The sequence below is a fragment of the Veillonella sp. AF13-2 genome (assembly GCF_003603295.1).
GTDB lineage: Bacteria > Bacillota > Negativicutes > Veillonellales > Veillonellaceae > Veillonella > Veillonella parvula_E.
In genome coordinates, this window is the sequence record NZ_QTMT01000001.1 from 665,664 (window position 1) to 692,229 (window position 26,566).

The window sequence follows — 26,566 nt, forward strand, 5'->3', positions numbered from 1 at the left end:
ACCAGATATGTATTAAATCATAGTCGCCTTGTTCATCAAATCCTCTGGTAAGGTGATGCCCAATTTTTCTAATTTATCTTTTCCCACAACTAATTTAAATTCTTTCTGCATTTCGATAGGCATATCTTCAACTTTAGCTTCACCAGTTAGAATTTTAGCTGCCATCAAGCCGGTTTGATAACCAAGTTTGTAGTAATCCACAGACAAGGACATAACTGCCCCACCTTTTACGTGGTTATCTTCACCGCCAAACACAGGGATTTTTGCTGGATCGGTAATAGCTACAAGATTGCTCATCGCAGATGCTACCACATTATCTGTTGGCACATAAACTGCATCCACACGTTGAGATACTAGGTTTTGTGCCGCTTGTTGAATATCGTTTACATTGGAAACTGTAACTTCTTCAACTTTAATACCCTTTGTAGCTGCATAAGCTTTCATCTTCTCCACTTGAATTTGAGAGTTTACTTCGCTAGAGCTATAGATGGTACCAATTGTTTTCGCATTTGGCATTACTCGTAAAATTAGATCTACTTGTTGCTCTACTGGATTCATGTCAGACGTACCAGATACATTACCACCAGGTTTTTGATTTGATTTAACAAGTTTAGCTGCCTCGTAATCAGTAATAGCTGTACCTAAGATTGGAATATCATGAGTTGCATTCGCCATGGATTGGGCCGCTGGCGTAGCAATTGCTAAAATCAAATTTTTCCGATCGGATACGAAACGTTGTGCAATACTATTCAAATTAGATTGATCTGCTTGTGCATTTTGTTGATCAAAAGTAATCTTTTCTGCTAAACCCTTTTCTTTTAGCGCATCAACAAAACCCTTATTTGCCGCATCTAATGCAGGATGTTCTACCAGTTGTACAACACCAACTTTGTATTCACCATTCGATGTAGTTCCATTTGAGCCACAGCCTGTAAACGCCAACAATGCTGTCGCTGTGAGCGCCAAAGCAATACCTTTTTTCAAGTTCATGGGGATTTCCTTCCTATCTGCAAAGATTATAATACTTTCATTATAAACAAATTTATCTACTACATCAATGTAGCAGGTTAAAGTATTTTACATTTGTCCATTTATAGAACACATTAAGATACGAAATCCTTTTACTTTTCAAGAGACGCTAACATGTCTTCTGTTAAATCATTAGCCGCTAAAATATAGTCCTTAAGAGTCCCTTTGTCGAGAGCTACCTTCATAACAGGAACTTCAAATGGGTCCAAGATGACGCACATTAGAATTTCACCCGTTATATAGTAACCAACCACTGCTTCCCCTTCTTCAGGATCTAAGGTTTCACGTTTTACAGTAACACAGTATGATTTCATAACCTGCGCTGCTGCTTCTGCTACCTCTTCACGATTTTCAATATATTCTTCAACCTTCGTTTCAGGGATGTCAAAGATATCTACCTTTACAGTCTTGACCTCTGTAGCCTCTCCTTTCGCAGACTCTATAGCTGCGCCTAATTCAGTTTGCTTCATATACACCTCACATAGAATGGACTTTCACCATTGGTGAAAGCCCCATTATCTTAGATTGATTCATCAGCTGCATTTAAAAACGCCACATAGCATTGTTTAGCCTCGTAAATATCAGCCTTAGATGTAACCTCCCAAGGAGCATGCATGCTAAGAACGGCTACACCACAGTCGATGACATTCATACCATAAAGAGCCATGATGTACGCAATGGTGCCACCACCACCTAAATCAACCTTACCAAGCTCTGCTGTTTGGTATGTTACATTATTAGATTCCATGACACGACGAATAAAGCCCATGTACTCAGCATTCGCATCGTTAGAACCAGCTTTACCACGAGAGCCAGTAAATTTATTGAATACTACACCCATACCAAGGTAAGAAGCATTTTTCTTTTCATACGCCGATGCATAAAGCGGATCATAGCCTGCACTTACATCGGAGGACAACATACGAGATTTCTCCAACGTACGACGTACACTTACAGAATTAGGTTTACCCATAAGTGTTAAAATTTCAGCTACTGCATTTTCAAAGAAGCGTGATTGCATACCTGTAGCACCTACAGAACCAATTTCCTCTTTATCTACAAGTAAGCAACAAGTAGTACGCTTTATATTATCCACTTCAAGCATTGCTACCAAGGATGTGTAAGCGCACACACGGTCATCTTGGCCATACGCCATTACCATAGAACGATCAAAGCCCATATCACGTGCTTTACCAGCTGGTACAATTTCTAATTCTGCAGACAATAAGTCACGTTCAATAAATCCATACTCTTTTTCAAGAAGGCTATTAATAAATTTAGTAACCCCTTCTTTTTCTTCGTCTTTAACTGGACGGCTACCGATGAGTAAATCAAGAGCTTCCCCTTCAATTACTTTAGCTGCATTCTTTTGCATTTGTTCTTGTCCCAAATGAGGCAACAAGTCAGTAATACAGAATACAGGATCGCTTTCCTTATCACCAATATTAATATTGATACGAGTACTATCTGTTTTTACCACAACGCCATGAATAGCAAGAGGCATAGCTACCCAATGATATTTTTTAATACCTCCATAATAATGAGTATCCCAAAATACTAAATTACTATCCTCATATTGTGGATTTTGCTTTACATCGATGCGTGGAGAATCAATATGAGCACCTAAAATATTCATACCCAATTCAATATCATCAGTACCAATATTAAATAAAGCAATAGATTTATCCATATGTGTGTAATAAATCTTATCACCAGCTTTAATTGACGTATTGCTTTTAATAATGTCATTTAGATTTACATAGCCCTTTGCTTCTGCAAATTCTACAGCTTGCACAACGCATTCACGTTCTGTTTTACCATTATCTAAAAATTGACGATATGTATCACTTAAAGCATATACCTTTTCCATAGTGGCATCATCATAATTATGCCATGCATATTTACGTTCCATAATCTATCCTTTCTAAAAGTTCATATCCTAATATATAGTACAGTTCAGAAAACGAACTTGAATTTACATAACTATTTTTGGCGGACTTTTTCTTGTTCCGCCTTACGATACTCTAAATATTTTCGCTCTTTTTCGCGATTGATTTCAGACTTCTGAGTATATAGAGAACGAATTTCATCCGTACAATGGGTCAGTACCTTAGTAACATAGAATTTACTACTGCCGGACTTAATCGTATACTTTCCAACTTTAAGTTGCACCGCAAAATCGCCATGTTTAGGACATACTCCAATGGCTAGGTGCTTATCCCCTTGTAATCGTTCAGGGCTTGTCATTTCTAAACGTGTTTGACAGTACGGACAGAAGGACATACGTACTCTTCTATCATGAACAATACGTTTTTTCTCAGAAAAATTTTCATACATAAAAAATGTGAGAATAGGAGGATATAGGAAAGGATTACTACTTTCCTTGCGAATTAGATCATAATGCAAAATTCCTTGTGCGATATCTAAAGACTGACAAATGTGAGCTGTAAAGACTGCATCATGCAAGGCATTATGAGCAGATAGATGCTCCGTTGATATATTAAGATTCTCCATAGCATGTGCCACAGAGTACTGCTGATTTGTTCCATAGCGTTGATAAGAATAAATCATTTGCGCATCTACCCATTGATCATAAGATAATGCTTTCATCTTATGAAGCATAAGATTTTCGCGTAGGATAAGAATATCGTCTGATCCCCAAGAAAGCAGCATATATTCATCACCACACCATTTTTGAAAGTACTGCATAGCCGTCTTGAATGGCACACCATGATTGAGCTCATGGGTGGTTATCCCTGTCAACTCACGCACATGTTTATGCATCCGTGTCAGATATTGAGGCTTGATGAACATCGTAAAATGATCTATAATGTCCATCTTTTCATTCAGTTTTACCGCTCCGATTTGAATGATTTCCCCTGTCAACGGCATTTTTGTGCGCTTCATAAAGCTAATGTCATTGCTATAGGGTTGATTCCATTCTAAATCAAATACAATATAGTTCATATGTTTATTTCGATTCTAAAAGCAAGGTTTCCGCTGCTTTAATAACCTGTTCTTCAGAAATTACAGATAAACCTTTATAATTTCCTTCTTTAATAATTTTTTTCATGCTTTTACCAATCTCATAAGAATCCATCGTTTCTAAAACGATAGCATGAGCTTGATAAGGTCCATAAAAGAATGGATTTGATGGACCATACAGTGCCACAATTGGCACACCTTGACTGATTCCTACATGCATTGGTCCAGAATCATTAGTAATTAACAGATTACAACGGCTCATAGCCGCTGCCAAAGGGCCTAACTGGAATTTTCCGGTAGCCACAATAGGCTTTGTTTCCATTTGTTCTACTACGGGCTGCACCATTTCAAGGTCCATAGGTCCGCCAAAGAAAACCGTCTTATAACCTAAATGACCAAAGTAATCTGCTACATGAGCAAATCGTTCAGCTGGCCAACGTTTCTCAGGAACGGCGCTACCGATATTAAAACCAATGAGTATATCAGTATCAGTTAATCCATGTGTAGCGTAAAACTCTTGAGCCTGACGACGCCATTCTTCACAGGTTTCAATATGTAAACCAGAGTTAGAAGTATCTGTTACACCTAATTGCTCTAGGACATTAATGTACATGTCCGCAGCATGACGAGTTTTACGATCTAACCGCGTATACTTTGTCATGAATGGTCTAAATAGAAAATGGCTCATACCAGTTGTGATAGGTGCATGAATTTTCCATGCTAAATATGAAGTACGCTCATTAGGATGTAAATTAATGACAATGTCAGGTTTTCCCTTAGCATTGATTTCATGAGCAACTTCATTGAGACCTGAGATGCTATTATGGCGACCTTTTTTATCTACAACGATAAGTTCATCAATATTTGGATTATATTCCATGACTTGTTGTAATTTTTCATCTATTACATACGTAATATGACTATGAGGAGCCGCTTTACGAAGCACTTCTAAAAATGGAGTCGTTAATATGACATCCCCTAAATGCATTAAAAAGGTTACCACAATGCGCTTATAATCTAGTTCCATTATAGTTCCTTTCCAAGTACTTGTTCATACACTGACCATACTGCGTCTACAGGAATTTGTGCCATACAGTCTGGATCATCTACTAGTGGTTGCTCAGGTGTAGCCTTAGAAGTAGGTGAAATAATGAGATGTACATGACTGCCACCATAAGGACCTGTACGCTTAGGAGATGTTGTGCCAAACATGGCAATCAAAGGACGCTTCAAGGCATTTGCAATATGCAATGGTCCTGTATCGGCACTAATAAAGATTTGACAGTGACGTATCAATTCAATGAGTTCAGGCATTGTTGTAGATCCAACTAAATTGATGAGATTATCATTCTTTACGTAGTTCTCAATAAAAATACCCTTCTCTGCGTCATCAGGGGCACCGGCAATAACAACCTTCTTACCAGATTCACATAAACGAATACATAATTCTCCAAAATTAAGAAGTGGCCACTCCTTAACAATCCATCGTGCCCCTGGTACAACTACAATATATTCATCATCTACACCATGGCATTTCAACTTTTGTTTTATGGATTTCTCAGCCTCAACGTAGGCTGGCATAGGAAATTCAATCTCCTCTACCTCGCCACCAAGTGCACGTACAGTATCAAGATACCGTTCGATAACATGGTCGTATTTATGCTCACCTACTAAGGCTTTATTAACTAGATTACTTCCTTCGCGAAGCTCCCAGTAGCCATACTTTTCAGGTGAACCAGATAATAAAGATACAATGGCGCTTTTAGCAATACATTGAAGGTCCAGGGTCATATCAAAATGACGACTATGCAAATCTTTACGCAATTGATATAAATAAGCAGGCTTTTTGAGTCGTTTTTTATCGATAATAATCACGTCATCGACCCAAGGTGTACCAGGTAAGAGGCTAGCGAATTGCTCATGAATAGCCCATGTAATACGCGCATTAGGCCAATTCTTGCGCATAGCGTACAAGGTAGGCAATGCGTGAATTACATCACCTAAGGAACTCATCTTGATGATGAGTATATTCTTGTAATCTTTCATAAAGCCTCCCCAAATACAACACAACAAACCCAAATATATTCTTCCGAAATAAACTAAATGGAATAAATGATTAAATTATTGTTTTAATGAAATCCAATAGATTAGAGCCTTTAAATAGGTACCCCTTAATGCCAGCGGCCTCAGCAGCATCAACATCACGCTGACTGTCGCCTATAAGGAAACTCTCTGCAGGATTTACATTATAATCCTTAATGGCTTGATTAATCATGCCAGGTTTAGGTTTTCTACATTCACATTCTACTGCATAGAGAGGAACAATACCTTCTTTATGGTGTGGACAGTAATAGAAATGTAAAATCGGTGCTCCACTGCGATCTAGTTCATGAGCCATATAGTCATGTAAAATCTGAACATCAGACTCTTTATAATAACCACGAGCTACACCACTCTGATTTGTCACTACAATGAGATCATAGCCCTTACTATGAGCATAAGCAAGGGCCTCTTTTGCACCATCTACCCACTCTAAATCGCTGATTTTATATAGATAACTAACATCCTTGTTAATAACACCATCGCGATCTAAAAATAATACCTTGCGCATTAGCGTAAATATCCTTCGTTATTATCTAATAGTTCACAATATTCTTTAACGGCATCTTCCATTTTATGGAACCCTTTATCATAGCCAGCAGCTAACAATTTAGTAGTATCAGCCTCTGTAAAGCTTTGGTATTTACCCTTTAACACCTCTGGGAATGGCACATATTCAATTTTGCCTTGACCATTGTAGTCGATAACAGCTTGCATGAATTGGTTAAAGCTATGAGCATTACCTGTACCACAGTTAAAAGTACCAGAGATTTCAGGATGCTCCCAGAAATAGAAGTTTACATTAACTACGTCTTTTACATAAATAAAATCACGTGTTTGACCACCATCTTCGTAACCATCTGTACCTTCAAAGAGGTTAATAATACCTGTTTCTTTATTTTTGTAGAACATTTGACGTACTAAAGAAGCCATTTTATCTTTATGAGCTTCATTAGGACCATATACGTTAAAGTAACGCAGCCCCACAACTTGTGCAGTATATTCACCTTCATATTTACGTACATAACGGTCGAATAACAATTTAGAATACGCATATGGGTTAAGTGCTTCTTCAGCTTCCGGTTTTTCTACGAAACCATGTGTACCATTACCATAGGTAGATGCAGAGGAGGCATAGATGAATGGAATACGACGATCTTGGCAATAATGGAATAGATTTTTAGAACCTTCATAGTTGTTCTTCATCATGTATTTGCCATTATATTCCATTGTGTCTGCACAAGCACCTTCATGGAATACGACTTCAATAGGGCCAACGTCGAATGTACCATCAGCAATAGCACAATCAAAATCATCACAATCGATGTAATCTAGAAATTCTAAATTTTGAATATTGCGAATCTTACGACCATCTGTAAGATCATCTACGATGAGAATATCTGTACGACCACGATCATTCAGTGCTTTCACAATATTACTGCCAATAAAACCAGCACCACCTGTTACGATAATCATAATTTGCCCTCCTTAGCCATAGTGGCTATTTTCCCTACAATATCTGATGTAGAGTAACCTTCTTTAAATGAAAGAACCTCTACATTGTCAACGGACTCGCGTCCAATAATATCTTCTATTTTGTAATCTCCGCCCTTAACAAGAGTATTGGGACGTAAGTACGCTAGTAATTCAGCCGGTGTATCCTCTTCAAATAGTACTACACCGTCAATACATTGCAACGCACTCAACAAGGCCGCTCTATCCGCTTCACTTACGATGGGCCGTGTTTCCCCTTTTAAACGTCGAACAGATGCATCAGAATTTAATCCAATGATTAAATGATCACCTAGCTGCGCAGCTTCTTGTAAATACGTGATATGTCCACGGTGAAGAATGTCAAAACAACCATTTGTAAACACTACAGTTTCACCTTTGCTTTGCCATTGTGAAACGAGTTCTTTCATCTCTTCCTTCGTATATAATGGCTTAGATTGAATACTATGTTTATAGGAATGCCATAAGTCTAATAACTCAGAACGATGTATTGGATACGTACCAACCTTAGATACTACGATACCCGCTGCACCATTGGCGATATGTAAGGCTAAACGCATCGATAAACCACTTGCAAGACAGGTCATCATCATGGATACAACGGTATCTCCTGCACCACTCACATCAAACACCTCTTGTTGAGTAGCAGGATTATGCCATGTACGGCCATCCTTTGCAATAACCGTAATACCCTTAGCAGATCGAGTGGCCACAATATAGTCTAAATCTACATCAGCAAGTACAGACTTAGCAGCCTCTACAATAGTAGCATCATCATTTTCTAACGTACGGCCTACACATTCACCAAGTTCTTTCACATTCGGTGTAATACATGTAGCACCATTGTATTTAGACCAGTCTGCCCCCTTAGGATCTACGATAGTTTGCACACCATATTCCTTAGCCAAACCAAAGATTGTCTTCAATAAGGTAGGTGTACAAACGCCTTTACCATAGTCAGATACGACAATACCATCAATCCCCGCTTTACATAGATTTTCCAACCAAACAGACAATTGTTGCTCTTCTTGATTGGTTAAATTTGTAATTGTTTCAAAATCAAGGCGCATCATCTGTTGACGATCACCCAATATGCGCATCTTAGTAATAGTAGAGCGGTCATCACTAGTGATTAAACCAGTCGTATCGATTTTATCAGTATCAAGTAAATTTTTTAATAAATGGCCATGGTCGTCATTACCTGCTAGTGCACCAAGATATACTTTACAGTCTAAATTAGACAGATTAGATGCAACATTACCAGCTCCACCAAGGACCTCTTTCATCTTGGACACGCGGTTTACAGGAACCGGTGCTTCTGGAGAAATACGACTTACATCACCAAAAACATAACGGTCTACCATTACATCGCCTACAACGGCAATCTTCAAGTTTGGCAGTTGCTTTGTTAAAAACTGACTAATGGTAGTATTTATCATAATCCACCTATTCCTTATCAAAATTACATATGTTCCTAATTTAAATAAATTTTTAATTGAAACAATGTGTATCTATGAGTAAAAACCTATCGGTTAATAATCTTCTTCAATAATTTCGCACATAATGTGGCCAGCTAAGATATGCATTTCTTGAATGCGTGCTGTCACATTACTAGGAATAGCCAGCGTAATATCACATAGTTCGGCCAATTTGCCACCGCCTTCCCCAGTGAAAGCAATGGTATGCATACCGATAGAACGGGCCATTTCTGCAGCTTTTACAACATTCTTGGAGTTACCAGATGTAGAAATACCGATGAGAACATCACCTGTACGGCCTAAGCCCTCTACTTGACGTGCAAAAACAGATTCAAAATCATAGTCATTCGCAATAGCTGTTAATGCAGATGTATCAGTAGTTAATGCAATGCCTGCAAGAGAGCGCCGTTCCTTTTTAAAGCGACAAATCAATTCAGCTGCTAAATGTTGAGAGTCCGCCGCAGAGCCACCATTACCACAGAACAAAATTTTATTACCATTTTCTAAAGCCGCTTTACAGCGATATCCGATTTCTTGAATGGTATCCATATGTTCCATCGTTTTACCAAACACTTCAAGATGCTCTGTAAAACGATCAGCAATGATTGGATTTAAATCAGTCATTATAAAATCTCCTTTAATAGTCTATCTGCATTTTTCCAGAATAACTTTTCACATTGTTCCACAGATAAACCTGCCTCTTTAAAAGCATCATAAAGACGACTCATTTGAGACATATCTGCAATCTCTGTGTCGGGTGGAATCCCATCGAAATCAGTTCCTAATGCCACTACATCTTCACCGCCCTTGTCGATGAGATATAGACCATGTTTAACAATATCTTCAATGCGACTAATTAGCGATGTGCCGAGAAAATTCTGTGCAAAATTAAGTCCTATAATACCTCCCTTATTAGCGATAAGTCTAATAAGATTATCCGGCAAATTTCGAGTATGAGCCCTAACTTCCCGTGCATTTGAATGGGATGCTATAAAAGGAACATCTAGAATATCTCCTAGTTGCTCTGTACCAGCATCATTGAGATGTGAACAGTCAACGATCATTCCTAAATCTTGCATAGCTTCAACGAATTCAACACCTTTAGATGTTAATTGTTTATGCTGCTCACCACAATGTGGCTCGCCAAGTCCATTTGGATAATTCCACGTTAGTGTTATAAGTCTAACTCCATCTTGGTAAGCTTGGTTAAGTTTATTCAAATCGCCACCTAGTACGCCACCTTCTTCAATAGACATGAGCGCCCCAATCTTACCAGACTCATATACAGACTCTACATCTTGATAAGAGAGCACATGCTGTATGTGCTCTCCATAGTGATGAATTTGTGATGTACACAAATTACGCATCTCCTCATAGCGACCATAAGGGTCATTCGTCTCACCAATATTGATAAAAAGTGCAAAATCTTGTACCTTACTGTGAGCCTTCTGTAATTTTTCTATATCGATTTTCCAAGTATTACGATATAAATCACCACTATTAGGATGATCTAGTAATTGCATTATCGTATCGCAATGTAAATCTATCATAAAGCCTCACACATCGCTAATTTCAAAACCATGTATAACCAATCAGTAATACAAAATCCATTATTCTTCTACGACAGGTTTGCGTTTCGGCTTTTTAGCATCTAACTTCTTCAGAGCCTTTAACTCTTCCATAAAGCTATCAATATTATCAAACTTACGATATACACTGGCAAAACGAACATACGCAACTTGGTCGATATCTTTCAATTGTTGTAATACAAGCTCACCAATGCGATCAGTCGTAACCTCTTGATTAATTTCATTTCGAATATCGCGCTCTACATCATTAACTACTTGCTCCATCACTGACATAGGAACTGTACGTTTGTCACAAGAGCGCAATAGACCATTCAATAATTTACCTCGATCAAATAATTCACGTCGTCCATTTTTCTTCAATACCATAAGAGGTACTTCTTCTATAATTTCATAGGTAGTAAATCGACGGCCACAATTGATACATTCACGGCGACGGCGAATACTATTACCTTCATCAGTCGTTCTAGAGTCTGTTACCTTCGTGTCTGTGTGTTGGCAATAAGGACATCTCATCTGTTACTACTCCTTTTCTACTAATCATTCTGAAATAACGCATAATACGCCCATTTTCTCTACTTTATATACTACCATGAAACCCTTGAAAATACAAAGAATCCCTAGGATTTCCTAGGGATTCTTCCATTATTCTTCAATTTTTCATTTTATAAAATACTTGAAAAATAATATTTTTAATTTTAAATGGTTTTTAACTTATCGTTTCAAAGCATCTTCAATGCGAAGCAAACAGTCACCAGATTCGATACGGCTACCTTCACGTACAAGGATTTCTTCTACGATACCATCGATAGGAGCTGTGATTGTTGTTTCCATTTTCATCGCTTCTGTAACAATCAATGGTTCACCTTTAGTTACAGATTGACCATTCTTAACGAGGATCTTAACAACGGAACCAGACAATGTAGCACCTATTTCACCAGGGTTAGATTCATCCGCTTTGCGACGAACTACACCAGTTGTCTTAGCATGTTTATCATGAACCTTAATACTACGAGGTTGACCATTAAACTCGAACAATACGATGCGGTTACCATCTTCATCCGGTTCAGAAAAACCATTCATCTTGATAATCAGTGTTTTACCTTTTTCAATGGTTACTTGAATTTCTTCGCCCCGTTTCATACCAAAGAAGAATGTTGGAGTATCTAATACAGATACATCGCCAAAGTCTTTTACAAATTTATTGTAATCTTGGTAAACCTTAGGATACAAACAATATGCACTAATATCTTCATCAGTTGTTTGGGCTCCCATTTCGCTTAATTCATGACGAATATGTTCAAAATCTGTTGGAGATAATACGGCACCAGGGCGAACTGTGATTGGGCGAGCACCTTTCAAGATGATTTTTTGTAATTTTTCAGGGAAGCCTTGATATGGAGTACCAAGACGTCCTTCAAAGAATTCAACTACGGATTGAGGGAAATCCAATACATCGCCTTTTTCGTAGATATCTTTTTCAGTCAAGTTGTTTTGTACCATGTACAATGTCATATCCCCTACCACTTTAGAGGATGGTGTAACTTTAATGATATCACCAAACATCAAGTTTACTTGGTGGTACATTTTCTTAATATCTGTCCAACGATCACCAAGCCCTACCATTTTAGCTTGTTGTTGCAAGTTAGAGTATTGTCCACCTGGCATTTCATGTTGATATACTTCAGTATTAGGATATGCTTCTGCTTTATCTACACCTTTGTAATATGGTCTGATACTACCAAAATAATGAGACATTTCTTCCATGTAGTCGATGTTCATTTCTGGTTGACGTTCATGACCAGACAACGCATAATACATGGAATTCATACTAGGTTGAGAAGTGCCATTAGCAAAAGCAGAGTACGCTAAATCGATTACATCAACACCAGCATCTACAGCGCGGCCATATGTATAGATAGAGTTACCGGAGCCTTCATGAGTATGCAAGTGAATTGGAACAGAGACAGCATCTTTCAAGGCAGATACCAAGTTATAAGAAGCTTGTGGTTTTAAAAGGCCGGCCATATCTTTAATGGCAATAATATTGGCACCAGCTTTTTCAAGCTCTTTTGCCATATTTACATAATAGTCCAAGTTGTATTTTGTACGAGCACCATCAAGGATATCGCCAGTATAGCACAATGCAACTTCAGCTATTTTATTTTGTGCACGCACTTCATCGATAGCAACATGCATATTATCAAGACTATTCAAGCTATCAAATACGCGGAATACATCAATACCATTAGCAGCAGCCCGTTGAATGAATTGACGAACTACGTTGTCTGGATACGATGTGTAACCTACGGCATTTGCACCACGAAGAAGCATTTGAAGCAATGTATTTGGCACTTCACGACGGAACATGCGCAAACGCTCCCACGGATCTTCATGTAAGAATCGGTATGATACGTCAAAAGTAGCACCCCCCCAACATTCTAAGGAGAATAAGTTAGGTACACCTTTTGCAGCATGACCAGCTACACGAGCCATATCGATTGTACGAAGACGTGTAGCAAACAAGGATTGATGGGCATCACGCCAAGTGGTATCAGTGAAGAATACTTGTTTTTGTTCCGATAACCATTTACTGAATTTATCTGGTCCAAGTTCATCAAATTTTTGTTTTGTACCAGATGCTGGACTTACATCCAAAGTAGATGGCATTTGAATCGGTTCAAAGTCAGGAACCTCTTGAGCTCCTGCACCAGAATAGCCATTAATTGTAACATCAGCAATGTAACGTAATAATTTAGTACCACGGTCGCGATCTGGTTTCAATTCGAATAATTCAGGATGTTCTTCAATGAAGTTTACATTGTAAGAACCACTTTGGAATTCAGGATGTTCCAATACATTAATCAAGAAGTGAATATTTGTTTTTACACCGCGAATACGGAACTCTTTTAAGCAACGAAGCATTTTACGAATAGTTTCTTCGTTGTTAGGACCAAATGCTGTCGCTTTCACAAGCAAGGAGTCATAGTAAGGTGTTACAACGGCACCTGTAAAAGCATTACCAGAGTCAAGACGGATACCAAAACCACCGGAGCTACGGTATGCCAAGATTTTACCGGTATCAGGCATAAAGTTGTTTTTAGGATCTTCTGTGGTAATACGACATTGGATAGCAGTGCCTTTACAAGGAACTTTATCTTGCTCAGGAATACCTACTTCATGGCTATGTAAACTAAAGCCTTCAGCGATTCTAATTTGAGCATGAACAATGTCAATATCTGTAATCATTTCTGTTACAGTATGCTCTACTTGAATACGTGGATTAACTTCGATGAAATAGAAGCTACCGTCAGCAGTTACCAAAAACTCTACAGTACCTGCATTCACATATCCAACATTTTTCATGATTTTAACGGCAGCATCACATACAGCTTTACGAGTTTCTAAGGACAATGCAAAAGCTGGCGCCATTTCAACTACTTTTTGGTGACGACGTTGGACAGAGCAATCACGTTCATGCAAATGAACTACATTGCCATGTTCGTCACCTAAGATTTGAACTTCAATATGTTTAGGCTCTACGATAAGTTTTTCTACATATACATCATCATCACCAAACGCAGCTTTCGCTTCAGATTTAGCACGATCATATGCATCTCGAAGGTCTTCTTTATGATGAACTTCACGCATACCACGACCGCCGCCGCCATTAACGGCTTTAATCATCAATGGAAAACCATGTGTATCAGCAAATTCTTCTAGTTGAGCATAATCTTTTAAAGCCCCATCAGAACCTGGGATCATCGGAATTTTTGCTAATTTAGCTTGCTCACGAGCATTTACTTTATCACCAAACATATTCAAATGCTTGATTTTAGGCCCGATAAAGATAATTCCTTCTTCTTCACAACGACGAGCAAAGCCTTCATTTTCAGATAAGAAGCCATAACCTGGATGGATAGCATCGATGTCATGTTCTTTTGCAATACGGATGATATCTTCAATATCAAGATATGCGTCAACTGGTTTTTTCCCTTCCCCTACGAGATAGGCTTCATCGGCTTGGTTACGGTGCAAGGATAATGTATCCTCTTTAGAGTAAATGGCTACAGTTTTAATCCCCATTTCATTACATGCACGGAACACGCGGATTGCAATTTCTCCACGGTTGGCAACCAATACGGATTTAATTTTTCTCATGTATTGCCTCCTACTAGCTTCCACAAATGTGAACTATCAGCTTTCATTTTTATTAATATATGAATATTTCCTATACTTATAGATAAATCAATATTGCGGAAAGCCTCATCAAAATTTATGATAAGGTTTTATATTCATAATAATATATACTTATTATACAATATTTTCATTATATTTAAAGGATTATACCAATTATGAAAGTATAAAATATATTTTTTACTGTTCATTACAAAAAATCATATGTCTTTCAATAATGCACATCGAATAAATTCCATTTTTATATTATTTACCACCTAAAAAGTGATTCATTAATCGATTTAATTGCTCTTGATCAGCTGCCCCCATCAATTCTCTAGCTGAATGCATTGCTAAAAGAGGCAATCCTACATCAATAGTACGCATTGGTAACATAGCTGATGAAATGGAACCTACAGTAGATCCACCTGGAATATCCGAACGATTTACATAAATCTGATACTGTGCATCCGCTTCTTCACAAAGGCCTTTAACGATAGCAATGGCCTTAGCATCCCCGGCGTAAGATTGGCTACATGCAATCTTGAGGGCTAACCCTTTATTAAGTACAGGAATATTCGTAATATCATTTTTCTCTGGATAGTTTGGGTGTAATCCGTGCGCTACATCGGAAGAAATCATAAAGCCCTTAGAGATAAAGCTGTCCATCTCTTGATTAGAGTATCCTAGTGCGTCATACACGCGTTTAACGAGATTTGGTAATATCATGCCGGCCCCACCTTGTTTCGTACGACTGCCAACCTCTTCGTTATCAAAGAGTATAGCACAGCGAACACCATTGACATTCATTTTTTTGGCTTGAATAATACCAGATAATACACCAAAGCAAGATGTTAAATTATCTAAACGAGGTGAGCTAATGAAATCACCTTCCGTACCAAGTACACAGCCTTGTTCCGTAGGATATAAAGTCATTTCATAAGATAATATTTCGGAAGGATCACAATCTACTTCATCAGCTAAAAACTTTGTCCACTCATCGTATTGAGAATCTGATTCTGGGAATAAACTTGGATTATTTCTATTATTTAAAGCTTTTGTAGGATTATCTTCATTATTACGTTCCATCATCAATATAGGAAGCATTTCTTTTTGACGATTTAGTTTAACCCCATCATTAACAGAGTGATTCATATGAATAGCTAGGTTTGGAACAATAGTGATAGGCCGTTTTGTATCGACTAGAACAGAATCTACGTCAAAGGCATTTTTCCCTTTTAACACAACCGTACCTGCTGCACCTAATGGACGATCAAGCCATGTATTTTCTATAAGACCGCCATACATTTCTACATTTAACTTTGTGTATCCTTTCACAGATGTTATAGGGTTTGGCTTCACACGAATAGCAGGAAAATCGGTGTGAGCTGACGCAATACGTAATGTATGTTCTGGTTTCTTACCTATATGAAAGGCAAATAAGGTGGTGCCAAATACATTAACTACATATGAACCAGAATCTAACTGCCACTCCTCTTCTAAACTGAGTTCTGTAAAACCTGAATCCAATAGCATTTGTAAACTCGTATCTACTGTATGATACGGAGATGTACAAGCGCCAATATACTTTAATAACTGTTCATTATCAAACTTCATAGGTCCCTCCTATGCACAAATCATATAAAATTTGTACAATTAGCTTGAATAATTTATTATGTATATTATTTTACAATATTTACATTAATTATCTATTAACTACTCATATTTTATCATAAAAAGCCGCCCCTATCGGGACGGCTTTTTATATGCGATGAAAATGCATAGTACACTAAGTCTAATAGGTTTAAAGTGCATGCATTACAATCCTATAAAATTGTTAGTACTAAATTTTACCACATACCAATCAACTTCATCCATACGGAGCCAAGACCCATGAAGATAATTAAGTTGATTACAGATGTGAAGAAACCAAGTTTCCACCATATATTTTGAGGAACATAACCAGTATTAAAGATTACTGGAGATGGACCTGCTGCATAGTGAGTCAAAGACATACACAAGTTAGATGTGAATGCAATCATCAACAATGTCAACATAGGTGGGGCACCTGCAGAAATAGCGATTGCAGAGAATGCTACGAACATCGCAGAAATATGCGCTGTTAAGGATGCAAATACATAGTGAGCATATGTATTAACAAGAACAGCTACAACAAAGGCAATTACCCAAGAGCCTTCTGGAATATAACCACCCACTTGAACTGTAGCCCATTTGATAAAGCCCAATTTGGAAAGGAATCCGGCAAAGCCCATCAATGTACCCATCCAAACCAATGTATCCCAAGCACCCTTTTCACTCTTAACATCGTCCCAAATTAGAACGCCTGTAGCAAGTAAAATAGAAATACCTAAGAATGCAACAGTTGTAGCATCAAGTTTTGTAAATTGAGACGTAGCCCACAATACTAATGCTAAAATAAATACGCCAAGCATTACCCATTCTTGGAAAGAAATCTTGCCAAGACCTTTTAACTCTTCACGAATCATTTGTTGAGCTTCACGAGCATCTTTGATTTCCGGTGGATATACTTTATAAATGAAATACGGCATAATAATTAATGCAATAATACCAGGTACGATAGCTGCCATAGCCCAGTCGCCCCATGTAATACCAATACCAAAAGATTGAAGCGCTAATGCTGCAACCAATGTATTACCAGCCATGGATGTTTGGAACATCGCAGATGTAATCGTATTTACTTGGTAAATTGATTGCATCAAGAAAGAACCAATTTTACGAGGTCCATCTTGTGGTTCAGAACCGAAAGCTTTTGCTAAGCTAGTTGTAATTGGCATGATTACACCGCCTACACGAGCTGTGTTAGATGGTGTTGCGGGAGCTAAAATCAAATCAGACAAAGCCAATGCATAGGCCAAACGCAAGGAGCTACTACCAAAAGCAGAAATCAAATTATAAGCAATACGTTTCCCCAAACCAGTTTTAATAAAGCCACGAGAGAATAAGAAAGCACCTACAATTAGCCAGATTGCAGAGTTAGCAAAACCTGAAATACCTTCACTAATCTTTAATGTGCCTGTCAATGCAGCAACAGTAATAACAACGATAGATACGCCACCAATCGGTAACGGCTGAGTAATGAAGCCTACGATAGTAGCTACAAAGATTGCAAATAAATGCCATGACTGAGGAGTTAATCCCTCTGGAGTTGGAACAAACCACAGACCTAAACCAAAGGCTACTGGAATGATCCAGTTCAATAGTTTTTTCATACACATACGTCCTACATAGGAAAACATTAAAATTAAACCAATATATGCCAATACACCCTATAGTATCATGTTAAGAAAAATAAAAATCTATACTAACTATGTTCAGCATATCTGTAGTAAGAGAATTAAAGATATAATTCTATCTTCCTACCATAAATATAACATAATTCACCATAAAAAGATGTGATAAAAAGCTGTGCATTTATAAATACACAGCTTTCATCATCATATGAATCCTATTCAGGTAGAGATACGTCCTCTAAATTTGTTTTTTCGATAGACTCAATATCACCTTTATCGCAAAGGTTTGCAATAGTTGGGTCAATTGGTAAACGGTTCAACAATAATAGACCGTATTTTTGAAGGATTTCTTCGATGTGGCTTTCACCAAAAATTTGATAATCCTTACCGTTATCTGGGCAATGGAAGTAAGAGTAGTTTTCCACCACACCAATAATAGGCACTTGCATTAAATCAGCCATTTTAACTGCTTTTTCAACAATCATGGATACCAAGTCTTGAGGAGATGTAACGATAATAATACCGTCCAATTTCAAGGATTGATATACAGTAATCGCTACGTCACCTGTTCCCGGTGGCATATCAACAAATAAATAATCGATGTCTTTCCAAATAACATCTGTATAAAATTGTTTTACTACATTACCTAAAATAGGACCACGCCATAAAACAGGATCTGTATCGTTTTCCAAAAGGAGGTTAACAGACATAACGTCAATACCGCCTTTAGATTTTACAGGATACATACCGATTTCGTCAGCATATGCCTTTTCCTTAATGCCAAACATCTTAGGAATAGAAGGACCTGTAATATCCGCATCGAGGATACCTACTTTGTAACCTTTACGCGCCATTGTAATGGCCATCAAGCTGGTAACGGAGGATTTACCTACGCCACCTTTGCCAGATACTACACCAATTACATGTTTAACAGAACTAAGCTCGTGTAATTGAGCTGTAAGATCTTGAGGTTGTTGAGACGCGCCACCACCGCAACCAGAAGATTGAGATGGGCATCCGCCACAATCACTGCTGCTACCGCAACCCATAGTAAACACCTACTTTCTTTGAGGCTATACCTCACATCTATATTAAAAACTTTTTTATATGGTAAACACAATGTATCTACGCCTACATTGTATCACGTTATATCAAAAATTATCAATATATTACTCACCACAAAATTCTTTAGTTAACCCGCCGAGAATTTCCATCCCCTTTGTAATTTCCTCTACTGTTGGTACCGTATAGCTCAAACGAAATGCATGACCTGCTCCTGCTCCATCTGCTGCAAAGGCACCACATTTAATAATCCCAACATTGCGGTCCATACAAGTTTCAAAGAATACATCACAATCTACATCCTCAGGCATCGTCATCCATGCAAACATACCACCTGTAGGTTGTGTCAAATGAACTTTAGAACTCGCATACTTTTTAAAAGCGTTAAGTAAAACTTCACATTTCATTTTATATACTTTTCGTACATTATCTAAATGAGCATCGTAATCAATGGTATCAAGAACCTTCGCTACCACCTTTTGAGTTACTAATGGCATTTGACCGGCCGTATTATTTTTTAATGCTTGGATAGCTTCAATAACTTTAGTTGGGCCAAATAAGAAGCCTACACGCAAGCCTGCAGATAATGTTTTAGAATAAGAACCTGCATACAGAACACGATCTTCTGTGTCGAAGGATTTGAACGTTGGAATATATTCTCCGGCGAAACGAATTTCACCATATGGATCATCTTCATAGATAAATAAATCATATTTAGATGCAATAGCATAAATCTCCTTACGGCGCTCTAAAGGCATAGTAATGCCTGTTGGATTCTGGAAGTTGGGAATTAGATAAATATATTTACCTTTACCAGATTGAGCCGCTTTTTCTAACTCACCCGGAATCATACCGTACTCGTCAGTTTTAATACCTATTGCTTTACCGCCCATGTTGCGCACAGAGTTAATAGCACTGGTGAAAGTAAATTCATCCATATACACTTCATCGCCTGGTTCTAAAACTGTAATTGGTACAAGACCTAATAATTGACCTGCACCATTGGAAATAATGAGACCTTGTCCTTCCGAATTCATCTTATGAGTTTGTACTAAACGTTCTAACGTAAGTTCTGCTAAATGTGCATCACCTTGCATTGGACCATATTGTAAAAGGCTCATAGGATTAGAATGCACAACTTCATCAAAAGCCCTTTCGATGACCTCTACCGGTATCGCTTCTGGCGCAGGATTACCAATACCAAAGCTAATAAAGCCTTCCACGCCTACACCACGTTCAAATACTTCACGAATAAAATTAGGACCTTTTAAGGTTACACGTTCAGGAAGAGAAAAGCTCATACTATCGCCTCTTTCATATATACTATGTAGAAAACACTTCTAAGTAGAAAATATTACTAACATCAAGAATTAAGAATATTACATTATTAAAACGTAAGCAGCCTATAGTTAATTAGTTATTTTGTAATGGCTTACCTAATTAGACTTTATATTACGCATTAGGATCATGCTCTTGTTCCGCATTTTTCTTATTAATATAGTTCTTATATACTTTCCAAAGAATGAAGTATACAACACCTGCAACAAGAACAATAATTCCTAATCGTCCCATATTTTCTTGGAAATTTACAATATCTGTACCAATAGCTACTTCTAAAGCCGTAGATGGAAATTTACCAATCAAGTTTGCCAATATATAATCTCTAGGTTTGATTTTACTAATGGCCCCTAAGGCGGTAATGACCCCAGATGGAAAATACGGTAAGGATCGTGCAAATAACATGACCACAAAACCATTTTTACCGGAAAAATCATCTACTTTCATCAATACCGTACTCTTAGCAATCAACTTGTCCGCTGTATCACGTAAGAAGTAACGCATAATATAAAAGCTAATGACTACACCAATTGTTTCAGCCAACCAAGAAATAATGATCCCTGGCCACATACCAAATACTAAACCATTAGCTGTAGATATGAAAATTGACGGTAAAAAACCTACGGCGTTAACAAAAATATCGAGGACCATACTCACCAACATGGCCATAGGGCCAAAACTTTGAATATACTCCGCTACCTCTTCCATAGAGCCACTTGTTGCTAAGTGCCACATGGTCGGATAAAATGTAGGATCTACAATATTTATAATAATTAATAAAACAATAAAACCTATGCCTGCTATTAACTGTACCCAACCTTCACCAGAAGGTTTTAAATTTCTTTTACTCATATATACCTCGTATAAAAAAGACTAGCTTCATTATATCACGTATTCTATAGAACAGTTATAACTAGTTACATTTCTTTAATTTGAATAGCTTTTTTAATATATTTAAAATTGATAACCGATATAGCATTAGAGGTGTATACATATATCTATAAAATATGTATCATTACATTAGCATAAAAATTATCGAAAGATGTATAATACTATTATAACGAGAATTTTCTTAATGAAAGAAGGTATAATATGGTATCAGCAGGTCAAACAGCTACGGCTACTGTAACAGTTACAGAATCTAATATTGCTAAAACAATGAAATCTGGTTCTTTAGATGTCTTTGCCACACCAGCCATGTGCGCTTTAATGGAAGAAGCGGCTCAAGCAGCAGTACAACCATACTTAGAAGAAGGTGAAGGCACTGTAGGTATTGCTTTATCCATCACCCATGAAGCCCCTACTCCACTTGGTGCAACAGTAACAGCAAAAGCTATTGTAAGCGCCGTAGAAGGTCGCAAAATCACATTCGATATCGAAGCTTCTGATGGCATTGGTATTATCGGTCGTGGTACACATGAACGCTTTGTCATTAACAACGAAAAATTTATGGCTAAAGTGCATAGTAGAGCAAACGCTAACTAAATATAGCTAGAATATTTATCAATCAAAATCATTAGTTTACTAATATCTTTAGCAGAATAAAAAACGGCATCTATCATACGGTAGATGCCGTTTTTATATACTTTCATGTTTGCATAATTAAATCATATTTGCATAGTTAAATAATTAGCAAATTTTAACTACCCAGCCTTCAGGAGCTTCGATTTCACCATGTTGAATGCCAAGTAATGTGTCATATAATTTTTTAGTGATAGGACCCATATCATCCATGCCAGCAGGAACATTAATAGTGCCTTCTGGAGTATCGATTTGACCTACTGGAGAAATAACAGCCGCTGTACCACAAAGACCAATTTCAGCAAAGTCTTTTAATTCATCTTTATGAACAGGACGATGTTCTACAGTCATACCAAGGTAGTGTTCTGCTACATACATCAAAGAACGACGTGTAATGGATGGCAAGATACTATCAGATTTAGGTGTAACTAATTTACCATCTTTAGTAATAAAGATGAAGTTAGCACCACCAGTTTCTTCTACATGTGTACGAGTAGCCGCATCAAGATACATATTTTCTGCATAGCCTTCATTATGAGCATCAGTGATAGCATACAAACTCATAGCATAATTCAAACCAGCTTTAATATGGCCAGTACCATGAGGAGCTGCACGATCAAAATCAGTAATACGAATTTTGATTGGTTTAGCACCACCTTTAAAGTAAGGGCCTACTGGTGTTGTAAACACACGGAATTGATATTCATCAGCAGGTTTTACACCGATAACGGAGTTTGTACCCATCATGTAAGGACGAATATAAAGGCTTGCACCATGACCATATGGAGGAACAAAGTCTTTATTTGCTTTTACAACTTCTTTTACAGCTTCGAGGAAACGACCTTCAGGTAATGTAGGCATTACAAGGCGTTCACAGGATTGATTCAAACGTTCTGCATTCAAATCTGGACGGAAGCATACGATGTGACCATCTTTTGTATAGTATGCTTTCAAACCTTCAAAAACAGTTTGAGCGTATTGGAATACACCAGCACATTCATTAAGGACAACGTTAGCATCAGTAATTAGACCACCTTCGTCCCATTTACCATCTTTATATGTAGTCAAATAACGGTAGTCGGTTTCTACATAACCAAAACCGAGATTATCCCAATCGATATTCTTGCTCATAACAATAACCTCCATTTATATTGATATACACTTAATCTTATCACTATCATCTTGTATTTTCAATAGATTCTATAGAGATGATAAATTATATATACAGATATAGTATCTATTAAGATATATCATCTATATATAGGTAACATATTAATAGATATGTATATTATCAAATAGGCCCCTAGCTATACTATCGTTGAATATAAAAATTGTTTTTTACAGTATAGCTACCGCCCTATTTATATTATAATAATTTCAGATATACATTATCTTATTTTACTAGAGGTCCCTATTATGAACGAAAATAAAAATTTTTTAATTCCTAATCCTAAAAGTATCATTTGTATCGGCCTTAACTATGCTGATCATATTGCTGAAACTAGTCTAGCTACACATGATTTTCCAGAAATCTTTATGAAAACATCAAATGCTCTTGCAGGTAATCATGATACAATTACTATTGAAGACGAAACTTTCCATTACGATTATGAAGGAGAATTAGTTATCATCATCGGTAAATCTGGTAAAAACATATCTCCTGAAAAGGCAATGGAACATATCTTAGGCTATACCATTGGTAACGACGTATCTGCCCGTACATTACAGTTTAGAGGTTCTCAATGGATCCTTGGCAAATCGCTTGATCACTTTGCTCCTATTGGTCCTAATATTGTATCTCCTGATGATTTTGACTTTGAAAGTGCTACTATTACGACAACAGTAAATGGTGAAATACGTCAACAAGCAAAGCTAGAACAAATGATTTTTAAGCCTTATAACATTATTGCCTTCTTATCAACATATATGACACTCCAAGAAGGTGACATTATCTTTACAGGTACGCCTAGTGGTGTAGTATTAGGTAAAAATGAAAGTAAGTATTCTTGGTTAAAACCAGGAGATATTGTTACAGTTTCCATAAGTGGTATTGGTACCTTAGAAAACAAATTTATTTAAAATAAGTACATTGTTAAAGTATTGTATTTGCTCGTATTCTTATTATTACGATATCTATTTACATTACAACTAAATATATCTAAACACAAAAAGAGATTACTTCTATGTATGTCTAACTATACATAGAAGTAATCTCTTTTATTATTATCTATGTTTTATATTTACTATTACTTTATTTATGCTCCGACTCTAGGTCTAGCATATATTTCTTACGTTCAATGCCCCCTGCATAGCCTGTTAACTGGCCATTACTACCAATAACACGGTGACAAGGAACGATGATAGAAATTGGATTATGCCCTACAGCCCCCCCTACGGCTTGAGCAGAGAATTTCTCTTTACCTTGTTCCTGTGCAATCTGTTTACCAATATCTCCATATGTTGTAGTTTCACCATAAGGAATTGTCTGTAATATAGACCATACGGATTTACGGAACTCAGTACCTTCTAACTGGATGGGAGGTGTAATAAAGGGCTTTTTACCATTAAAGTATTGATTTAGCCACATAATTGTTACTTCAAATGGACCTGTTAGTTGCTCTATATACTCCGCATCATCATAACTAGGTGCATGAGCTTCATCAATAAAAAATAAATCTGTTAAGTATGATAATGTACCAAGCATAATCATAGTTCCTAATGGACTTTCATAGGTGTATTTATAGTTCATAGTACATTAGCTCCTTCTTTAGATAACAAATCATTCAATACCTTTTGTATGTCATTATTAAATGATACAGCATTTTTATGAATTTCAAAAGGAGTATGTTAGTTATCCCAATAGTTTGTTGTAGATGTCATAATCTATATCCTTATATACATTAAATACCACTTGTATTTTGCTATTAGTTTCTTTTAAATAAGTACGCACCGTATCAATAGCAATTTGTGCGGCCTCTTCATTCGGAAATCTGAATTCACCGGTAGAGATACAGCAGAATGCAATAGAGTGTAAGTTATAAGCATTAGCCAACTCTAAGCAGGAGCGATAGCAAGAGACTAATTCATTTCGCTCTTTATTTGTTACCTCTTCGTAAATAATAGGTCCAACAGTGTGAAGTACATGTTTTGCTGGTAAATTATACCCATAGGTCATTCGAGCTACACCAGTCTTTTCAGGCATATCTAAATACTCAATCATTCTTGCACATTCCATACGAAGCTCAATACCAGCAAAGGTATGGATAGCATTATCGATACATTTATGGTTAGGCGCAAAGCATCCAAGCAATTGATTGTTGGCTGCATTAACAATGGCGTCAACAGCTAGTCGAGTAATATCACCTTGCCATAAAAAGATTTGAGACTCTCGCTCTTCCATATCATGAATTGTGATGATGCCCTTTTCATGGGCTAATGTATTTAAATATTCATCCTCTATCTTCATCCATTCAGCGGGCATGGCTCCTGCAGGACGAATATTACATAGTGCTCTAAATAGAGTAAACTGTTCTTCTTCACTTACGGGAATATCTATATGTTCCTTATGTTTCTCTTTATATTCTGCTACTAATCTCTCTAAAAGATAGCGTAATCGTTCTTGCTGTGTCATATATAACTCCTAAGTAGAATTAACTAGATTATAACCTATTATATAGTAAAAAACTGCTAGCACATAATATGCTAGCAGTAACTTTACTGATTAGTATTATATCAAAAACTAAGGTCTAACAAATGATTGACCACCATGGTTTACAAGGATATCCCCAGCTAATACTTTAGTAGTAACCCCTTGTAGACTACCTTGAATTTGGCTCATCATAAAACGATAACCTGGGCTGTTCAAATGTTTAGTAAGAGCATCTTGATCGCTATAGATTTGAATGACATACCAGCGATTTTTTGCGTTTCTTTCACGAAGCACATAACCAGCCTTATAACCCGCATCATCCCGAACGGCACGTTCCATATCGAGTTGATATTGTCGTTGTACCGTATCGATTTCATTGCTATCAACAGTAAACTCAGTTAAGGTAACTACCGCCTTACCATCATTTACGATAGATAATGCATCTTTCTTTTCAAATAAAAGTACAGACTGTACATCGTACATCTTGCGATTTGTTAATTTAGAACCGACTTCATTAACAAATGCCTGATAATGATCAGATTTGCGATGTACTTCAATAGCAGCTAAATCTTTATAGATTTCAACTACATAAGACTCCGAAGAATTCCCCTTTACATGAGCCACATTCATGGACAATGTATTAGGCTCTTTTTCCATAGATGCTGTCAGATTAGCTACACCTGCACTATTATAAGCTCCTTGTAACTCTACAGGTACTTCGAAACGATACATACCTACGCTAGGTGCTGTATCTACAGATTGATCCCGTTCCATAACAAGAGCTGCAAAAGATGTGTTTACACCTAATATTGCTATAGCAGATGTTACTAGAATGCGTTTTAATAGTTTTCTATTCAT

Annotated in this window: 24 protein-coding genes; 2 read left to right on the top strand and 22 right to left on the bottom strand. The window is 37.1% G+C overall.

All coding sequences use genetic code 11. From position 1 onward, the window contains the following. Positions 1-12: 12 nt before the first annotated feature. From DWV85_RS03160 to DWV85_RS03245, 18 genes are all read right to left on the bottom strand, one after another. Positions 13-990 (bottom strand): ABC transporter substrate-binding protein, encoded by a 978-nt coding sequence (locus tag DWV85_RS03160; protein ID WP_123137994.1) that lies wholly within the window; start codon positions 988-990, stop codon positions 13-15. 131 nt (positions 991-1,121) lie between these two features. Further along, the gene (locus DWV85_RS03165; RefSeq protein WP_123137995.1) at positions 1,122-1,499 is read right to left on the bottom strand and encodes a hypothetical protein; all 378 of its coding nucleotides are present in this window, start codon (positions 1,497-1,499) and stop codon (positions 1,122-1,124) included. Between the two features lie 50 nt (positions 1,500-1,549). Then, complete coding sequence (locus tag DWV85_RS03170) at positions 1,550-2,941, bottom strand: aminopeptidase (RefSeq protein ID WP_123137996.1); 1,392 nt, start codon at positions 2,939-2,941, stop codon at positions 1,550-1,552. Between the two features lie 71 nt (positions 2,942-3,012). Then, the gene (locus DWV85_RS03175; protein WP_123137997.1) at positions 3,013-3,996 is read right to left on the bottom strand and encodes a 3'-5' exonuclease; all 984 of its coding nucleotides are present in this window, start codon (positions 3,994-3,996) and stop codon (positions 3,013-3,015) included. Positions 3,997-4,000: 4 nt separating this feature from the next. Further along, positions 4,001-5,041: a glycosyltransferase family 9 protein gene (locus DWV85_RS03180; RefSeq protein ID WP_123137998.1), complete on the bottom strand. Its 1,041-nt coding sequence runs from the start codon at positions 5,039-5,041 to the stop codon at positions 4,001-4,003. Next, positions 5,041-6,060, bottom strand: coding sequence for a glycosyltransferase family 9 protein (locus tag DWV85_RS03185; protein ID WP_123137999.1), 1,020 nt, complete (start codon positions 6,058-6,060; stop codon positions 5,041-5,043). Before DWV85_RS03185 ends, DWV85_RS03180 begins: the two co-directional genes overlap by 1 nt. Before the next feature lie 70 nt (positions 6,061-6,130). Continuing rightward, positions 6,131-6,625: an HAD family hydrolase gene (locus DWV85_RS03190; protein WP_105086547.1), complete on the bottom strand. Its 495-nt coding sequence runs from the start codon at positions 6,623-6,625 to the stop codon at positions 6,131-6,133. Beyond that, positions 6,625-7,590, bottom strand: a complete 966-nt coding sequence (gene rfaD, locus DWV85_RS03195) for an ADP-glyceromanno-heptose 6-epimerase (RefSeq protein ID WP_004697321.1) — start codon at positions 7,588-7,590, stop codon at positions 6,625-6,627. The genes DWV85_RS03190 and rfaD overlap by 1 nt, the downstream gene beginning before the upstream one ends. Then, a complete protein-coding gene (rfaE1, locus tag DWV85_RS03200; RefSeq protein ID WP_004697349.1) occupies positions 7,587-9,065 on the bottom strand; it encodes a D-glycero-beta-D-manno-heptose-7-phosphate kinase in 1,479 nt (492 codons plus the stop codon). Before rfaE1 ends, rfaD begins: the two co-directional genes overlap by 4 nt. Before the next feature lie 93 nt (positions 9,066-9,158). After that, complete coding sequence (gene gmhA, locus DWV85_RS03205; protein WP_008600733.1) at positions 9,159-9,728, bottom strand: D-sedoheptulose 7-phosphate isomerase; 570 nt, start codon at positions 9,726-9,728, stop codon at positions 9,159-9,161. After that, positions 9,728-10,654, bottom strand: coding sequence for a membrane dipeptidase (locus DWV85_RS03210; RefSeq protein ID WP_123138000.1), 927 nt, complete (start codon positions 10,652-10,654; stop codon positions 9,728-9,730). Before DWV85_RS03210 ends, gmhA begins: the two co-directional genes overlap by 1 nt. Before the next feature lie 60 nt (positions 10,655-10,714). After that, complete coding sequence (gene nrdR, locus DWV85_RS03215; protein ID WP_004692976.1) at positions 10,715-11,206, bottom strand: transcriptional regulator NrdR; 492 nt, start codon at positions 11,204-11,206, stop codon at positions 10,715-10,717. 198 nt (positions 11,207-11,404) lie between these two features. Further along, a complete protein-coding gene (locus DWV85_RS03220) occupies positions 11,405-14,851 on the bottom strand; it encodes a pyruvate carboxylase (protein ID WP_123138001.1) in 3,447 nt (1,148 codons plus the stop codon). A 282-nt stretch (positions 14,852-15,133) separates the two neighbouring features. Continuing rightward, positions 15,134-16,483: a M18 family aminopeptidase gene (locus DWV85_RS03225; RefSeq protein ID WP_123138002.1), complete on the bottom strand. Its 1,350-nt coding sequence runs from the start codon at positions 16,481-16,483 to the stop codon at positions 15,134-15,136. Between the two features lie 233 nt (positions 16,484-16,716). Next, positions 16,717-18,117, bottom strand: coding sequence for an anion permease (locus DWV85_RS03230; protein ID WP_123138003.1), 1,401 nt, complete (start codon positions 18,115-18,117; stop codon positions 16,717-16,719). 236 nt (positions 18,118-18,353) lie between these two features. Beyond that, positions 18,354-19,187, bottom strand: a complete 834-nt coding sequence (locus tag DWV85_RS03235; RefSeq protein ID WP_004697392.1) for an Mrp/NBP35 family ATP-binding protein — start codon at positions 19,185-19,187, stop codon at positions 18,354-18,356. Positions 19,188-19,307: 120 nt separating this feature from the next. Beyond that, positions 19,308-20,501, bottom strand: a complete 1,194-nt coding sequence (locus DWV85_RS03240) for a PLP-dependent aminotransferase family protein (RefSeq protein WP_004697454.1) — start codon at positions 20,499-20,501, stop codon at positions 19,308-19,310. A 151-nt stretch (positions 20,502-20,652) separates the two neighbouring features. Then, a complete protein-coding gene (locus tag DWV85_RS03245) occupies positions 20,653-21,390 on the bottom strand; it encodes a TVP38/TMEM64 family protein (protein WP_004692970.1) in 738 nt (245 codons plus the stop codon). Positions 21,391-21,630: 240 nt separating this feature from the next. Here DWV85_RS03245 and DWV85_RS03250 point away from each other — a divergent pair, with 240 nt between their 5' ends. Next, positions 21,631-22,023, top strand: a complete 393-nt coding sequence (locus tag DWV85_RS03250) for a thioesterase family protein (protein ID WP_004692969.1) — start codon at positions 21,631-21,633, stop codon at positions 22,021-22,023. 144 nt (positions 22,024-22,167) lie between these two features. Here the strand turns inward: DWV85_RS03250 and DWV85_RS03255 are convergent, their stop codons facing one another. Beyond that, on the bottom strand, positions 22,168-23,190 hold the full coding sequence (locus DWV85_RS03255) for a branched-chain amino acid aminotransferase (protein WP_004697304.1): 1,023 nt from the start codon (positions 23,188-23,190) through the stop codon (positions 22,168-22,170). Positions 23,191-23,475: 285 nt separating this feature from the next. On the opposite strand from DWV85_RS03255, the gene DWV85_RS03260 reads away from it, so the two are divergent. After that, on the top strand, positions 23,476-24,138 hold the full coding sequence (locus tag DWV85_RS03260) for a fumarylacetoacetate hydrolase family protein (protein ID WP_004697151.1): 663 nt from the start codon (positions 23,476-23,478) through the stop codon (positions 24,136-24,138). A gap of 172 nt (positions 24,139-24,310) precedes the next feature. Here DWV85_RS03260 and DWV85_RS03265 read toward each other — a convergent pair whose 3' ends face one another. From DWV85_RS03265 to DWV85_RS03280, 3 genes are all read right to left on the bottom strand, one after another. Next, positions 24,311-24,808, bottom strand: coding sequence for a methylated-DNA--[protein]-cysteine S-methyltransferase (locus tag DWV85_RS03265; RefSeq protein WP_008600716.1), 498 nt, complete (start codon positions 24,806-24,808; stop codon positions 24,311-24,313). A gap of 102 nt (positions 24,809-24,910) precedes the next feature. Next, positions 24,911-25,690, bottom strand: coding sequence for a protein-ADP-ribose hydrolase (locus DWV85_RS03275; protein WP_123138004.1), 780 nt, complete (start codon positions 25,688-25,690; stop codon positions 24,911-24,913). Between the two features lie 108 nt (positions 25,691-25,798). Beyond that, complete coding sequence (locus DWV85_RS03280) at positions 25,799-26,566, bottom strand: antibiotic biosynthesis monooxygenase (RefSeq protein ID WP_123138005.1); 768 nt, start codon at positions 26,564-26,566, stop codon at positions 25,799-25,801.